The 15074-nt window shown below is 63.3% G+C and carries 14 protein-coding genes; 3 read left to right on the forward strand and 11 right to left on the reverse strand.

The features are described from left to right. Positions 1-18: 18 nt before the first annotated feature. Positions 19-1569, reverse strand: coding sequence for an arylsulfatase (locus FGK63_RS19135; RefSeq protein ID WP_138845310.1), 1551 nt, complete (start codon positions 1567-1569; stop codon positions 19-21). Positions 1570-1880: 311 nt separating this feature from the next. Here FGK63_RS19135 and FGK63_RS19140 point away from each other — a divergent pair, with 311 nt between their 5' ends. Then, complete coding sequence (locus FGK63_RS19140) at positions 1881-3263, forward strand: CAP domain-containing protein (RefSeq protein WP_138845313.1); 1383 nt, start codon at positions 1881-1883, stop codon at positions 3261-3263. Positions 3264-3358: 95 nt separating this feature from the next. On the opposite strand, the gene ppk2 is transcribed toward FGK63_RS19140, so the two are convergent. Beyond that, positions 3359-4276, reverse strand: a complete 918-nt coding sequence (gene ppk2, locus FGK63_RS19145) for a polyphosphate kinase 2 (protein WP_138845366.1) — start codon at positions 4274-4276, stop codon at positions 3359-3361. Positions 4277-4519: 243 nt separating this feature from the next. Continuing rightward, complete coding sequence (locus FGK63_RS19150) at positions 4520-4978, reverse strand: Lrp/AsnC family transcriptional regulator (protein ID WP_138845315.1); 459 nt, start codon at positions 4976-4978, stop codon at positions 4520-4522. A 137-nt stretch (positions 4979-5115) separates the two neighbouring features. Between FGK63_RS19150 and ald the strand changes: the two genes are divergently transcribed. Next, on the forward strand, positions 5116-6237 hold the full coding sequence (ald, locus tag FGK63_RS19155; protein WP_138845317.1) for an alanine dehydrogenase: 1122 nt from the start codon (positions 5116-5118) through the stop codon (positions 6235-6237). A 76-nt stretch (positions 6238-6313) separates the two neighbouring features. On the opposite strand, the gene FGK63_RS19160 is transcribed toward ald, so the two are convergent. From FGK63_RS19160 to FGK63_RS19170, 3 genes are all read right to left on the reverse strand, one after another. Further along, complete coding sequence (locus tag FGK63_RS19160; RefSeq protein WP_425471882.1) at positions 6314-7075, reverse strand: mechanosensitive ion channel family protein; 762 nt, start codon at positions 7073-7075, stop codon at positions 6314-6316. Positions 7076-7272: 197 nt separating this feature from the next. Continuing rightward, on the reverse strand, positions 7273-7722 hold the full coding sequence (locus FGK63_RS19165; protein ID WP_138845321.1) for a YtoQ family protein: 450 nt from the start codon (positions 7720-7722) through the stop codon (positions 7273-7275). Positions 7723-7814: 92 nt separating this feature from the next. Beyond that, the gene (locus tag FGK63_RS19170) at positions 7815-8444 is read right to left on the reverse strand and encodes a class I SAM-dependent methyltransferase (protein ID WP_138845323.1); all 630 of its coding nucleotides are present in this window, start codon (positions 8442-8444) and stop codon (positions 7815-7817) included. A gap of 84 nt (positions 8445-8528) precedes the next feature. On the opposite strand from FGK63_RS19170, the gene FGK63_RS19175 reads away from it, so the two are divergent. Further along, on the forward strand, positions 8529-9413 hold the full coding sequence (locus FGK63_RS19175; RefSeq protein ID WP_138845325.1) for a LysR family transcriptional regulator: 885 nt from the start codon (positions 8529-8531) through the stop codon (positions 9411-9413). 65 nt (positions 9414-9478) lie between these two features. Here FGK63_RS19175 and pheT read toward each other — a convergent pair whose 3' ends face one another. From pheT to rpmI, 5 genes are all read right to left on the reverse strand, one after another. Beyond that, complete coding sequence (gene pheT / locus FGK63_RS19180; protein WP_138845327.1) at positions 9479-11875, reverse strand: phenylalanine--tRNA ligase subunit beta; 2397 nt, start codon at positions 11873-11875, stop codon at positions 9479-9481. 74 nt (positions 11876-11949) lie between these two features. Then, on the reverse strand, positions 11950-13023 hold the full coding sequence (gene pheS, locus FGK63_RS19185; protein ID WP_138845329.1) for a phenylalanine--tRNA ligase subunit alpha: 1074 nt from the start codon (positions 13021-13023) through the stop codon (positions 11950-11952). A 140-nt stretch (positions 13024-13163) separates the two neighbouring features. Continuing rightward, positions 13164-14318 carry a WD40/YVTN/BNR-like repeat-containing protein gene (locus FGK63_RS19190; RefSeq protein WP_138845331.1) on the reverse strand — a complete coding sequence of 385 codons (1155 nt, stop codon included), beginning with the start codon at positions 14316-14318 and terminating at the stop codon, positions 13164-13166. A 150-nt stretch (positions 14319-14468) separates the two neighbouring features. Next, positions 14469-14834: a 50S ribosomal protein L20 gene (gene rplT / locus FGK63_RS19195; RefSeq protein ID WP_138845333.1), complete on the reverse strand. Its 366-nt coding sequence runs from the start codon at positions 14832-14834 to the stop codon at positions 14469-14471. Between the two features lie 15 nt (positions 14835-14849). Continuing rightward, positions 14850-15050, reverse strand: coding sequence for a 50S ribosomal protein L35 (gene rpmI / locus FGK63_RS19200; RefSeq protein WP_130403305.1), 201 nt, complete (start codon positions 15048-15050; stop codon positions 14850-14852). Between the last annotated feature and the right edge of the window lie 24 nt (positions 15051-15074).

Genomic DNA, 15074 nt, shown 5'->3' on the forward strand with positions numbered 1-15074 from the left:
GCATCGGCATGTGGTGCCTCAGCCGCCCTGGTTGCGCTGCAGGCTTTGCAGGACCTGGTCGATCGAGAAACTGGCCGGCTTCTGGCGCGGCGGATATTTCTCGAACGTGCCGAGGAACTGGGCCACGAAGGCTTGCGCCGGCACCAGAAGATAGGTGCGTTCCAGCCGCCACTGCGAATAATTGATCGCCTCGTGCTGCGCCCGCTCGAACGGGTCGGAATAGAGGTCGATGATCTTGGGCAGGCGCAGGAAGGTCAGAGGATCCTGCCAGACGTCGAACCCCTCGGCCCGCTGCTCGGCGAACACCACTTTCCAACGGTTGTAGCGAAGGTTCACCAGATCGCCGCCATCCGAGAAATACAGGAACTCGCGCCGCGGCCCCTCTTCGGTTTCGCCGCGGAAATACGGCATGAAGTCGTAACCGTCGAGGTGAACCGGCTCGTTGCCTTCGCCGAAGGGCGCCTCGGTCAGCATCCGTTCCTTCATGTCCCCGTCGCCCAGGGCCGACATGAAGGTCGGGAACCAGTCGAGATGGCTGATGATCTGGTGCGACTTGCGCCCCGGCTCGATCACGCCCGGCCACTTTATCATCATCGGAACGCGGTAGCCGCCTTCCCAGTTGTCGTTCTTCTCGCCCTTGAACGGCGTGGTGCCGCCATCGGGCCAGGAAAAGACCTCGGCCCCGTTGTCGGTCGAATACATCACGATGGTGTTGTCGGCGATGCCCAACTCTTCGAGCTTGTCGAGCATCTGTCCGACCATCTTGTCATGTTCGACCATCCCGTCGGGATAGACGCCCAGACCGGTCACGCCCTGGCTTTCCTCCTTGAGGTGGGTGAAGATGTGCATCCGGGTGGTGTTGTACCACAGGAAGAACGGCTTATCCTGTTCGACAGCGCGTTCCATGAAATCGACCGCGCCGGCGGTCACCTCCTCGTCGATGGTCTCCATCCGCTTGCGGGTCAGCGGGCCGGTATCCTCGACCGAACCGTCAGCCGAGGACCGGATTACCCCACGCGGGCCGAAGTTTTCCCGGAATGCCGGGTCCTTTGGGTAATCGACATTCTCGGGCTCTTCCTCTGCATTCAGGTGGTAGAGGTTGCCGAAAAACTCGTCGAAGCCGTGGTTGGTGGGCAGGTGCTCATCCCGGTCGCCCAGGTGGTTCTTGCCGTACTGGCCGGTCATGTAGCCCTTGGACTTCATGTATTCGGCGATGGTCGGGTCCTTTTCCGACATGCCTTCCTTGGCGCCCGGCAGGCCCACTTTCAGCAACCCGGTGCGGAAGCCCGATTGGCCGGTGATGAACGACGCGCGACCGGCCGTGCAGGATTGTTCGCCATAACCATGGGTGAACAGTATCCCTTCGTTGGCGATGCGGTCGATGTTGGGAGTTTCATATCCCATCATGCCCTGGTTGTAGGCGCTGATGTTCCAGTATCCGATGTCGTCGCCCCAGATGACCAGGACGTTGGGCTGATCAGCGGCCCACGCGGCGGCGCCCCCCAATGCTCCAAGCGAAAGCGTCGCGGAGGCGACAAGCTTTCTGGCCAGGTTCTCAAGTGGTCGCATGAAACTCTCCCATTATGAAATCAATATGTTATGGCGGCCGAGCGGCCGCAGAGATGATGCGTCGGGAGCCCCCATAAATCAAATTAATTTGGCCCAAATCGCACAGGCGGGATTGCGCTCCCGTCGGCGCTGAGGCGCGCGCAACCAGCGACTGAGTCTTGGCAAGCGCGAATCAGCCGATCGAATCCCCCGTGGGCGGCACCCCTCCGCCGGTATCGGCGGCCCTTGCATTCCCGCTCTTTCCGATCGGGCGCAACCGCGTCTAATCGCCTTAGCTCGTTATTGGGCGCAGGCAACCAACGGAAACATACATGACACAGGCAAGCCAAGTTGAGCGCGAGATGCTCGCTCTCATCAATCAGGAACGCACGTCCCGGGGCCTTACTCCGGTAGAGCTGGAGACCCGGCTGAACAAATCGGCCGAGGATCACAGCGGCTGGATGCTGAGCAGCGACTCCTTTTCCCACACCGGCCAGAATGGCTCGAGCGCGCATGACCGGATGAAGGACGCAGGGTTCGAGTTTTCCGGCAACTGGAGGTCCGGCGAGAACATCGCCTGGCAATCCGAACGCGGCGCACCCGGCCTCAGCGACGACGTGGTGGATCTGCATCGCAGCTTGATGAACAGCCCCCAGCACCGCGCGAACATCCTGAACCCCGACTTCAAATATGTCGGCATCGGCATCGAATACGGGGATCTGAACGGTTGGGATGCGGTCGTGGTCACGCAGAACTTCGCGGCGACGGACGCCCCCGTCGTGCTCGATGTGCCGTCGGCCCCCGCGCCGCAAGCTCCGGCTCCCGCAACTCCTGCCCCGGCAATTCCGGTCGTCGAAGCGCCGGAGGCGAACACGCCGCAGCCGGAGGGAACCGAGCAGATCGTTGTTGCCGACGTCCCCGCCCCTGCCACGGGTGACGAAGGAGCCAACGTCCCGGAAACCGGTGAAGGCAGCGGACCGACCGCACCCGAACCCGTCGCCCAAGCGCCCGAGGCGGAAGATTCCGGTGAAGAAATCATCGTGGCTGGAGACGAGGGCGAAGGTCAGGAAACCGGCGAAACCGAAGAAGGCTCGGCCGAAACGCCCGTTGCCGCAGAGGGTGACGCCGAGGACACCGAGGAAGAAATCGTCGTTGCGGGTGACGCCAGCGAAGGCGAAGAAACCGGCGAGACCGAGGAAGGCTCTGCCGTTGAAGAGGCCGAGCCCGAGAACTCCGAGGAGGAGATCCTTGTGGCCGGGGACGAGGGCGAAGGCGAGGAGCCCGGCGAGACTGAGGACGACTCTGCCGGCGAAACGCCCGGGACCGAAGAGACCGAGCTGGAGGGCAACGAGGAAGAAATCGTTATGGCCAGCGAAGGCGATGAGACTGGCGAGGCTGAACCCGAACCCGCCTTCGCAGAGAGCGAAGGCACTGGCAGGCACGGGACCAAGGCGGATGCCGAGGCAATCATCGCCAAAGTTCTGTCGAATATCGCCCGGATCGAATGGGATATGCCGAAATCCGAGTCCGACGATCTTGGCGACTTTTTCGGCACCGATCTCGGCCAGTGGATGAAAGCCAAACTTGCCGACAAGGGCCAGGACATGCAGTTCGACTGCGAGTCCATTGCCGAATCGAAATCGGACTCCGAACAGCGCGAGGACATGCCGCTCCTGCGGGTCCAGAACGACAACGGGTTCTTCGATTTCGGCTGAACGGAACAATCACAGCAAGGGCGCCGATTTGGCGCCCTTGCCTCAGTGACTGACGGCCGGCAATCCGCGATGGCCTCGCCACGTTACCCTATGCCTCAGTAGATCTTCGGTACGTACAATTCGTCCGGCAGAACCCGGCGCTCGTAGTCCGGGTTGTACTTGCGATCGGGCAGCGTGACCTTTTCCTGCGGCACTTCCTCGTAGGGGATCTTGGTCAGAATGTGCTCGATGCAGTTCAGACGCTCGCGCTTCTTGTCGTTGCCCTCGACGATGTACCACGGCGCCTCGGGGATGTTGGTGCGGAAGAACATGTCCTCCTTTGCCTTGGTGTAAGCCTCCCAGCGGATGCGGGATTCCAGGTCCATTGGCGACAGCTTCCACTGTTTCATCGGGTCGTGGATCCGCATGAGGAATCGCAACTGCTGCTCCTCGTCCGAGATCGAGAACCAGTATTTGAGCAGGATGATGCCCGAGCGGACCAGCATCCGCTCGAATTCGGGAACGTCCTGGAAGAACTGTTCGACCTGATCCTCGGTCGCAAAGCCCATGACGCGCTCGACCCCGGCCCGGTTGTACCAGGACCGGTCGAAGAACACGATCTCGCCGGCTGCCGGCAGATGCGGCACGTAGCGCTGGAAATACCACTGGCTCTGTTCGCGGCGGCTTGGCGCCGGCAGGGCCACCACCCGGGCGACGCGCGGGTTCAGGCGCTGGGTGATCCGCTTGATCACGCCGCCTTTGCCGGCGCTGTCGCGGCCTTCGAACAGGATGCAGACCTTGGCCCCGGTATGCACCACCCAGTCCTGCACCTTGATCAGTTCCGCCTGCAGCCGCAGGAGGTTGCGGAAATAGACTTTGCGGTCCAGCATGTCCGGGTGCTGCTGTCGGTATATTCGTCTGATCTCCATCGACAGCATCGGTTCGCTGAACTCGATCTCGAAATCCTCGTCCAGCGTGTCCTGCAGTTCCGCTTCCAGCCAATCCTTGGGGGCGTCGTCTTTTTCGTAGGCCAATGTCTGTTCCCTGTCTTCTGAGGTGTCCTGACCATAGGCGAGGCGTGTGAACTCCCGGTGTCGGCGCGACAGCGCGGCAATCGGAAATCGAACGCGCGCCTTCCGGCTCAACAATTCGCCGGCGCCGCGCCTTGGGGACATGCAATTTCTTGAATGACGAATGTGACCTTCAACCGGGACAGTTACAAGGTCTAGATTCGGACCGCGTCGCTAGTTTTCTGTCGGCCCTGGTGGCCGGGCCGGTCAAACCGGTAGCGCCGTCGTCTTGAAGACCGTCCGCAACGCGAATGAGCTTTGCATCTGCGCCACGCCGGGAAGGCGCGACAGGTATTGCTTGTGGATGCGCGCGAAATCCTCGGTGTTTTCGGCCACGACCTTGAGGATGTAATCCGCGGTACCCGCCATCAGGTGGCATTCCAGCACATCGGGAATCCGCGAAACCGCTTTTTCAAATGCGTCCAGCACCTCTTCGGCCTGACCCTGCAGGGTGATCTCGACGAAGACCGTGGTGGGCACGCCCATCTTGCGCGCGTCGAGCAGCGCCACGTAGTCGCGGATATACCCGTCGGCCTCAAGCCGCTGCACCCGCCGGTGACAGGCCGAGGGCGACAGGTTGACCTGATCCGAAAGCTCGGCATTGGACATCCGCCCCTTCTTTTGAAGCGCCGCCAGGATCCGTCGATCGGTTGCATCAAGGCCCATTCACGCACATCCTTTGCATGGTTATTCGAATTCTTGGAATATTATCCCGCAATTTCCCGAAAAGGCGAGGTGGCTTTCACAGAAATTGCGCCTAAGTCTGCTCATAATTTGCGCAGATTGTGAACGGAGAGACCACAATGAAAATCGGTTGCCCCAAGGAAATCAAACCGCAGGAGTTCCGCGTCGGCATGACCCCGAACGCAGCTCAGGAAGCGGTTGCCAATGGCCACGAGGTCATCATCGAAACCAAAGCGGGTATCGGATCCGGCTTTGACGACGCCGCCTACGTCGCCGCCGGCGCCCGCATCGTCGATACCGCCGAAGAGGTATTTGCCACCGCCGACATGATCGTCAAGGTCAAGGAACCGCAAGCGGTTGAGCGCAAGATGCTGCGCGAGGACCAGGTGTTGTTCACCTACCTTCACCTTGCCCCGGATCCGGAGCAGACCAAGGACCTGCTGGCCTCGGGTTGCACCGCAATCGCATATGAGACGGTGACCGACGACCGCGGCGGCCTGCCGCTGCTGGCGCCGATGTCCGAGGTCGCGGGCCGCCTTGCGCCGCAGGTCGGTGCCTGGACGCTGCAAAAGGCCAATGGCGGCCGCGGCGTTCTGATGGGCGGCGTGCCCGGCGTCGGTCCTGCCAAGGTGGTCGTGATCGGCGGCGGCGTCGTTGGCACGCATGCGGCCCGTATCGCGGCGGGCATGGGCGCGGATGTGACGGTTCTCGACCGTTCGCTGCCGCGCCTGCGCTATCTCGACGATGCCTTCCGCGGCCAGTTCAAGAACCAGTATTCGACCGCAGGCGCCACTGCCGAACTGATTCAGGACGCAGACATGGTGATCGGCGCGGTGCTGATCCCCGGCGCGGCCGCTCCCAAATTGATCAGTCGCGCGCAGCTTGGCACCATGAAGCCCGGCGCAGTGCTGGTGGACGTCGCCATCGATCAGGGCGGGTGCTTCGAAACTTCGCGCCCGACCACCCACGCCGATCCGATCTACGACGTTGACGGCATCATGCATTACTGCGTCGCCAACATGCCCGGAGCCGTGGCGCGGACCTCGACCATCGCGCTCGGCAACGCCACCATGCCCTTCATGCTGGCGCTGGCCAACAAGGGCTGGCGTCAGGCTTGCCAAGACGACCCGCACCTGCTGGCTGGGCTTAACGTCCATGCAGGCCAGCTGACCTATGTCGAGGTCGGCAAGGCCCTGGGCATCGACGTGGTGTCGCCGACCCTGGTGGTCAAGGCCGCCTGATCTTCAGGCGCAGGCACGTGACAAAGGCTCGTCCCGGTTGGGGCGGGCCTTTCTTGCCAGATGTTCGGCAAACGGCTCAGGCCTTTTTCTGGATTTCCACCGAGTGCGGATAGGGGATCGAGATGCCCTTTGAATCAAACGCCTCTTTCACCGCCTTGGTGAGCTCGAACTTCAGATCCCAGTAGTCAGAGGCGGCACACCACAGCCGCGCGGTCAGATCGACCGAACTTTCGCCCAGATTGGTGACTCGCACCCAGGGCTCCGGGTCCGACATGATGCGGCTGTCCGACTTGGCGATGTCGAGAATGATCTGCATCGCCTTATCGGCGCTGTCGTTGTAGTCGATGCCGAACACCAGATCGACGCGCCGCGTATCATGTGCCGAATAGTTGGTGATGATCGATCCCCAGGCCTGACCGTTGGGCACGATGATCTGAACGTTGTCCGGCGTCACCAGTTCCGTCGTGAAGAGGTTCAGATCCACGACGGTACCCGAAGTGCCGCCGACGTCGATAAACTGGCCCAGCTTGTAGGGCCGGAACACGACCAGCATCACGCCGGCGGCCAGATCGCTGAGCGTCCCCTGCAACGCCAGACCGATGGCCAGAGATGCCGCACCCAAAATGGCGACGATGCTTGTCGCCTGTATCCCGAAGATGCCCAGAACCGCGATGAGGACGATCGCCAAGATCACCCATTTCACGACGCTGGCCGAAAAATTGCCGAGCGTCGGGTCGATCTTCGGCGTTGCATTGATCTTTCGGCGAACCATGCCGCTGATCGCCCCGGCAGCAATCCAACCCAGAATGAGTACGATCAGTGCCTTGACTGCACTCATCAACACCGGTGCAAACTCGCCCGCCTGCGTCATCAATTCTTCCACGTGCCACTCCCTTGCGATCAACAGCCAAAATGCGCCTCAAGCGCCCAATTGGCCGGATGATCGGTGAAAACCGGACAGAGGTCTAGGTGCCGGGCGCCCGAGAATTCCCCCCGCGACCGCGAACCGGGAAACTGCCGGGCTGGTTGGGTCGATCAGCCCGGCAGTTTCCCGGTCAGGACATAACGCAGGATCTCAACCACCTGATGCGGCTCCGCGGCGACGGCCAGCGCGGCCGCGTCCACCTCCTTCAGCGCGTGCTGATGATCGGGGCCGTGCAGGACGATGATCGACTTGCCCAGCGCGGCGGCATATCCCGCGTCGAAGGCCGCGTTCCACTGTTTGTACTTGTCGCCGAAACGCACGACCACGACATCGGCCTCCGCTATCCCCTTGCGGGTGCGGATCGCGTTCACCATCGCGCCCTTGTGGTCATGCCAGTACTTGTTCGGCTCGGCGCCGAGAATGGCAACGCCGCAATCATCGCTGGCGGCGTGGTCGGTCACCGGGCCGTTGAAGGTGATGTCCAGCCCCTGCGCGCCTTCGACGATCTGCTCGCGCCAATCGGTGTGGATTTCCCCAGACAGGTATACGTTCAAGCCCATGTTCACCTCCGTTTTCCGTTGCGCCGCAACTTAGCCCCGTGGGATCCAAAGCCCAATGGCGGAATGAACAAAGGTGTTTAAGGCGTTCCGGATCAAATCCGCCGCGCCACGACGAAGCGGCGCGCGTCCTTGACCGGGAAGCTGTCCCGTTCCACGAACTCGAAGCCCGCCCGCTTTATGGCCGCGTCCAGTTCCGCCTCGGACATGAAGCGCACGAAGGGCGCCTTGCCGAAGACCTGCATGACCGGCACGACCATCCGCATGAACCGGTAGCGCAGACTGCCATTCTTCGGCGCACAGAAGGTCTTGGACACGAACAGGCCGCCCGGCTTGAGCGTGTTCCGCACCTTGGCGAGGGTTCCGTCCAGGTCTTCGACCAGATGCAGCAGGTTGAAGGCCAGCACCGCGTCGAACGGCCCTTCGGGCGGATTGCCGGCCTCGGCCTCGACGAAGCTCACGTTGGTTGCCGATTGCTCCGCCGCCTTGCGGGCGCCAACGGCCAGCATTCCGGCCGACACGTCGCTTGCCACGATCTCGGCCACGTTCGGCGCCAGTTTCAACGCCGTGGTTCCGGTGCCGCAACCCAGTTCCAGCACCTTGTCCGAGGACTTCAGATAGGAAGCCGTTCTGCGCAGGGTATGTTCGTAGGATTCCATGTCCCGAACCGGCGTACGGGCGTATTTTTCGGCGATTCCGTCCCAGAATTTTGCAGTCGCGTTCATGTCCGTTCTCCTTTGCCCGATAGTTAGTCATGCAAGGATCAAAGATAAATTGCCGAAATTCGCAGAGTATTTATACAATATTGCATGACATATCTCGGCGATTTCGACTGGAACCACATCAGGGCCTTCCTGGCGACGGCGGAAACCGGATCGCTTTCGGCGGCGGCGCGCCGGTTGCGGCAGACCCAGCCGACGCTCAGCCGGCAGGTCGCCGCGCTGGAGGCCGATCTGGGGGTGATGCTGTTCGAACGCGTCGGGCGGTCTTTGGAACTGACCCAGGCCGGGCTGGAACTGCTGGAGCACACCCGCGCCATGGGCAGGGCGGCCAACCGGATCTCGCTGACCGCATCGGGTCAGGCCCAGTCGATCGAAGGCGAAGTGCGCATCACCGCAAGCGATATCATGTCCGCCTATGTCCTGCCCGACGTGCTCCGCACGATCCGCGAACACGCGCCGCTTCTGCGGATTGACGTGGTCGCCGCCAACGATATCCGCGACCTGATGCGGCGCGAGGCGGATATCGCCATCCGTCACGTGCGGCCCGACCAACCCGATCTGATTGCGCGCCTCGTGCGCGAGGCCAGGGCGCATTTCTACGCCGCGTCGGCCTATCTCGATCAGAAGGGGCGGCCCAAGACCAAGTCCGATCTTGCCGCGCATGACTTCGTGAGCTTTGGAGACCCTGAGCAGATGATGGAGTTTCTCGCGCCGATGGGCATCCGCTTGAACCGGCGGAATTTCAGGATCGGATCGCAAAGCGGGATCGTCGCCTGGGAATATGTCCGGCAAGGGTTCGGTGTGTCGCCGATGTCGGAAGAGGTGGGCCAAGCGACGCCGGGGGTCGAACGCCTGTTGCCGGACATGGACCCGATCCTGTTTCCGGTCTGGCTGACCACGCATCGAGAGTTGCACACCAGCCGGCGCATCAGGCTTGTCTACGATCTGCTGGCCGAACACCTGACCGAATAAAGCCCGCGGGCAGTCTGGGAATGCGCGCCCCTAGGCGCGTCAATCCCGTTTGCGTCAGTTCAAAGTCAGCCGCGCAGCACGCCGCCGGTCGCCTTGGTCACCTTGTCGATGATCTTGGCCGCCACTGCTTCGATGTCCTTTTCCTTCAGCGTGGCCTCGGTCGGCTGCAGGCGCACGGTGATGGCAAGGGATTTCTTGCCCTCGCCCAAGGCGCCGCCGATGAACTCGTCAAAGACCCGGACGTCCTCGATCAGCGCCTTGTCCGCGCCCGCGGCGGCATTGACCAGCGTCAGTGCCTCGACCTCTGCATCGACCACGAAGGCGAAATCGCGCTCGACCGCCTGCAGGTCACGCAGTTCCAGCGCCGAGCGGGTCGCCCCGGCCTTGCGCGGCAGCGGAACCTGGTCGGGCCAGATGGTGAAGGCCATGGCCGGACCCTTGACGTCCATCGCCTTGAGCACGCGGGGATGCAACTCGCCAAAGACGCCCAGCACCTTTTTCGGGCCGAGACAGATCTTGCCGTGCCGTCCCGGGTGCCACCAGCCTTCGGCCCCGCGCTGGATCTGGACCTTGGCGGGAGCGCCGATGGCGGCCAGAACCGCCTCGGCGTCGGCCTTGACATCGAAGACATCGACCGGTCGCGAGGAGCCATGCACATCCTTTGGCCCGGTCCGCCCCACCAAAAGCCCCGAGATCTGGGTGCGCTGATCACCCGGTTCGCCGCCGTCAAACGCGGGGCCGGCTTCGAACAGGGCCAGGTCCGCGAAGCCGCGCGCCTGGTTGCGGGCCGCAGCCTGCAAAAGGCCCGGCAGCAGATCCGGTCGCATGTGGCTCATCTCGGACGAGATCGGGTTTTCCAGCATCGTCGCGTCATCGCCGCCGCCGAACAGCTCGGCGGACGCCTTGTCGATGAACGTGTATGTCACGCATTCGTTGTAGCCCAGCGCCGCGCAGGTGCGCCGCGCCATCGCCTGCCGACGCTGGCCGGGCGTCATCACCGGCTTGGGGATGCCGGGGGTAAGGCGGGGCAGCGGCTTGCCCTGAAGCTTGGTGAGAGACGCGATGCGCGCCACTTCCTCGACCAGATCGGCCTCGCCCATGATGTCGGGGCGCCAGCTGGGCACATGCGCCATGCTGCCCTCCAGCCGGAAACCCAGACGGGTCAGCGTCTGGCGCTGCTCGCTTTCCGGAATGTCCATGCCGACCAGCGACTGCACCCGCTCGGCATCCAGCTTGTAGGCCCGCGAATGGTCCGGCACCTTGCCCGCGACGACGACCTTGGAGGCCTCGCCGCCGCAAATGTCGAGGATCAACTGGGTCGCGTGCTCCAGCCCTTCCAGCGTGTACTGCGGGTCCACCCCGCGCTCGAAGCGGTAGCGCGCATCCGAATTGACCTTGAGCGCCCGACCCGCCAGCGCGATCTGGACATGGTTCCAATAGGCGCTTTCGAGAAAGACGTTCACAGTCTCTCCGGTCACGCCGGTCTCTTGCCCGCCCATGATGCCGGCGATGGATTCCGGGCCGTTGCCGTCCGAGATCACCATCATGCCGGGTTGCAGGGTGTATTCCTTCTCGTCCAGCGCCACCAGCCTTTCACCGCCCTTCGCGCGATGTACCCGCAGGTCGCCCGAGACCTTGTCCGCATCGAAGACGTGCAGCGGCCGGTTGTGGTCGAAGGTCATGTAGTTGGTGATGTCCACCAGTGCCGAGATCGGGCGCAGGCCGATGGCCCTCAGCTGATCCTGCAGCCATTGCGGGCTGGGGCCGTTGCGGACGCCGCGGATCACGCGCCCGGTGAACAGCGGGCAGCCGTCCAGCGTGTCCTCGTCGATCGTGACCTTGATCGGGCTTACGAATTCGCCCGGCACCGGCGTATAGTCGCGGATCTTGAGCGTGCCGAGACCCCGCGCCGCCAGGTCCCGGGCGATCCCCGCCACGCCCAGCGCATCGGGACGGTTCGGGGTGATGGCGATCTCGATCACCGGATCGACCTTGGCAGGGTCGTTCGCGGCCAGCCAGTCGACAAAACGCTCACCGACCTCTCCCGAGGGCAGTTCGATGATGCCGTCATGTTCATCCGACAGCTCCATCTCGCGCTCGGATGCCATCATGCCGAAGCTTTCGATGCCGCGGATCTTGCCGACCTGGATGGTGGTGTCGATGCCGGGCACGTAGGTTCCCGGCTTGGCGACGACGACGGTGATGCCTTCGCGGGCGTTGGGCGCACCGCAGATGATCTGCTTTTCGCCCTCGTCGGTCTCGACCTTGCAGACCCGCAGCCGGTCGGCATCAGGGTGCTGCTCGGCGTGTTTCACATAGCCCAGGGTGAAATCCTTGAGCCGGTCGGCGGGGTTGATGATGTCCTCGACCTCGAGCCCGAGATCGGTCAGCGCCTCGGCGATCTCGTCCACGGTGGCGGTGGTGTCGAGGTGGTCTTTCAGCCAGGAGAGGGTGAATTTCATGTCTTTGATCCCGTCCGGTAGGGCGGGGCTTACCCGCCGAAATATCGCAATGGCGGGGTCCACCCCGCCCTACATCATCGTGACAAACCGCCATGCAGGTTCGGCATGTCCAGCGCCGCGAACCCGTAGTGCCGCAGCCAGCGCAGGTCTGAATCGAAGAAGGCCCGCAGGTCGGGGATGCCGTATTTCAGCATCGCCAGACGGTCGATGCCGATGCCGAAGGCAAAGCCCTGATAGACCTCGGGGTCGATGCCGCCGGCGGCGATCACCTTGGGGTGCACCATACCGGAGCCCAGGATCTCCATCCAGTCGTCGCCTTCGCCGATCTTCAGCTGGCCGCCCTCCCACGAGCAGCGGATATCGACCTCGGCCGAGGGTTCGGTGAAGGGGAAATGCGAGGCGCGGAAGCGCAGTTCGACATCGTCGACCTCGAAGAACGCCTTGACGAATTCCTCCAGCACCCATTTCAGGTTCGCCATCGAGATGTCCTTGTCGATGGCAAGCCCCTCGACCTGATGGAACATCGGCGTGTGGGTCTGGTCGTAATCGGCGCGATATACGCCGCCCGGACAGATCACCCGGATCGGCGCGCCCTGCAGTTCCATCGAACGGATCTGCACCGGCGAGGTATGGGTGCGCAGCACGTGAGGCGGGCGGTTGTCGCCCGGCGCGCGGTGCATGTAGAACGTGTCCATCTCGGCCCGCGCGGGGTGGTGGCCGGGGATGTTCAGCGCGTCGAAATTGTGCCAGTCGGTCTCGATCCGCGGCCCTTCGGCCACCGAGAATCCCAGTTCGGCAAAGATCGCGGTCAGTTCTTCGCTGGCCTGGCTGACCGGGTGCAGCGTCCCCTGCCCGCGCGGACGGCCCGGCAACGTGACGTCGAGCCATTCGGTGCGCAGACGCTCGTCCAGCGCGGCATCGGCCAGCGCGGCCTTCTTGGCGGCCAGCGCCGAGTTGATCTCTTCTTTCAGCGCGTTCAGCGCCGGGCCTGCAACCTGCCGTTCCTCGGGCGTCATCTTGCCCAGTTCGCGCATTTTCAGGGCCACCTCGCCCTTTTTTCCCACGGCGGCGACGCGGATCGCCTCGAGCGCGTTTTCGTCGCCGGCTTCCGCAATCTGCCCGAGATATTTTGCCTTAAGATCGTCCATGACGGTCCCCTGAATTTGGTTGGAAACCTGCTATCGGCCTATCGGCACGAATGCAAGACAGCCGCCCTGATCCGGCCCGCGATTGTCCGGGGTGGCGACGAAGTGTTGCCGGAAGAAGTCGGTTGGCGGATCGCCGTCCCTCAGTCGAGGATTTCGACGGACAGAATCGTTGGCAGGTGCCGTGCCACCTCGGCCCAATTGTCGCCCTCGTCGATGCTGGCGAAGACCGAGCCGCTGTTGGTGCCAAAGTAGATGCCGGCGGGGTCGCGGCTGTCGCCCGCCATCGCCTGGCGCAGGACGGTGAAATAGCACGCCTGTTGCGGCAGCCCGTTGCGCAGGTCCTGCCAGGTCCTGCCGCCGTCGCGCGACCGCCAGACCGCCGCCGACGCCTCTGGCGGATAGCGCCCGATGCTGTCGCCGTTGAGCGGCAGCGTCCAGATCACGTCGGGGTCGCGCGGGTGAACCCGGATCGGAAAGCCGAAAGTTGACGGCAGCCCCGCCGTAATGTCCTCCCAGCTGCGGCCGCCGTCGGCCGATCGCCAGACGCCATGATGGTTCTGCTGGTAGAGCAAGTCCGTCTGGCCGGGCGCCCGCATCATGTTGTGGACGCAGTGCCCGGTTTCGCCGTCGCGCGGCGCGGCCGGGTGGTCGTGATGTCCACAGCTTTCCGCATTGGCGAGCCGGTTTCGGCGGTCCCAGGAGGTTCCGCCATCCTCACTGGCGAATACGCCCGCGGCCGAGATGCCGACCCACAGTTTTGCGGGCTCAACCGGATCCGGCACGATCGTGTGCAGGACCAGCCCGGCGGCGCCGGGGTTCCAGCTTTCCGCCGAAGGATGGTTCGCCAGACCGTCGAGTTCGTGCCATGTCCGCCCGCCATCTTCGCTGGCCAGCAAGGTCGCGGGCTTGGTCCCTGCAAGCAGCCGCCCATGCGCATGGCAGAGCGACCAGACCTGCGAAAACCTGTCCGCGAAGGGCAGTGGCGTATCGGTCCAGCCGATCATGCCGGCAAAATCGACGTCATTGGCAGCCCAATCGTCCAACTCTCCCTTCGTAAGCCGCGTGACTTCCCAGTTCTTGCCGCCGTCGTCCGAGCGCCAGACCCCCGCGCCGTGCCAGTCGCTGCCTCCGCCGGCCCAGAGTGTGCCGGTCTCGTCGTCCCCGATCAGGTGATTTATCGGCCACCCGTCGCAATGAGGGCCATCGACGCTCCAGTTTTCCCGGCCCGCATCGCCGCGCAACAGGAACGCGCCCTTGGTCGTTCCCACAAGAATGGTGATGTCATTCGCGTTCATGAGCGCATGTCTCCCGCTGGAACACAGGATACCACGTGGCCGGGCGGTCGTGCAGTTGTTTCCGGCGCGGTCCGGCGACGGGGGCAGCGCCAACAAGAAAAAGGCCGCTCCCGGGGGAACGGCCTTGTTTCACTGTCTCTCGAAAGAGGATCAGGCTGCCAGAGCGGCCTGCGCCTTGGCGACGATCGCGCCGAACGCTTCCGGTTCGTGCACGGCCAGGTCGGCCAGAACTTTGCGGTCCACTTCGATGCCGGCCAGGGTCAGGCCATTGATGAAGCGGGAATAGGTCAGGGCCTCGTCATGCGAACGCACGGCGGCGTTGATCCGCTGGATCCACAGGGCGCGGAAATTGCGCTTGCGGTTCTTGCGGTCGCGGGTTGCGTACTGGTTGGCCTTGTCGACGGCCTGACGGGCAACCTTGAAGGTGTTCTTGCGGCGGCCATAGTAACCTTTGGCGGCCTTGATGACCTTCTTGTGACGGGCGTGAGTCGTGGTTCCACCTTTAACGCGGGACATCTCTCAAATCTCCTCTTAGCGGTCGTAGGGCATGTAGCCCTTGACGATCTTGGCGTCGGGGGCGGACAGGGTGGTGGTGCCACGGGCGTCGCGGATGAATTTCTTTGTCCGCTTGATCATGCCGTGACGCTTGCCGGCCTGGGCCGACAGGACCTTACCGGTCGCAGTCACCTTGAAGCGCTTCTTGGCGCTCGACTTGGTCTTCATCTTGGGCATTTCCGTCTCCTTTTCGCGGGTTCG

This window comes from Ruegeria sediminis (assembly GCF_005938215.1).
In the GTDB taxonomy this organism is placed as follows: Bacteria; Pseudomonadota; Alphaproteobacteria; order Rhodobacterales; family Rhodobacteraceae; genus Ruegeria; species Ruegeria sediminis.